The organism is Acuticoccus kandeliae, from assembly GCF_003073115.1.
On record NZ_QBBV01000067.1, the window covers coordinates 1 to 411 of the forward strand.

At 66.7% G+C, this 411-nt stretch carries 1 protein-coding gene and 1 pseudogene; both read right to left on the minus strand.

Annotation, left to right across the window (positions count from 1 at the left end; genetic code table 11):
• On the minus strand, positions 1–148 hold a 148-nt coding region (locus tag DBV35_RS29330), incomplete at its 3' end, for a GTP-binding protein (protein ID WP_281262256.1).
• A gap of 62 nt (positions 149–210) precedes the next feature.
• Positions 211–411, minus strand: a pseudogene (locus DBV35_RS29335) (30S ribosomal protein S7); the annotation flags it as partial.

The following is a 411-nucleotide window of genomic DNA, read 5'->3' on the forward strand; positions in this document are numbered from 1 at the left end:
GGTCCATGGTGGCGGCGCCGTCGTGCACCTCACCGAGCTTGTAGTTGATCCCGGTGTAGTACAGGATCCGCTCGGTCGTGGTCGTCTTACCGGCGTCGATGTGGGCCATGATGCCGATGTTGCGGACCTTGGTCAGGTCCGTCAGCACGTCCTGTGCTGCCACTGCTCAGCTCTCCCTGGATCGCGAGTTGGCGCCCGACGGTCGGCCGGTCACCAGCGGTAGTGGGCGAAGGCGCGGTTCGACTCCGCCATCTTGTGCATGTCCTCGCGCCGCTTGACGCTGGCGCCGAGGCCGTTGCTGGCGTCGAGCAGCTCGTTCATGAGGCGCTCGACCATGGTCTTCTCGCGACGCTGGCCGGAGTAGGTGACCAGCCACCGCAGTCCCAGGGTGGTCTGCCGGACGGCACGGAC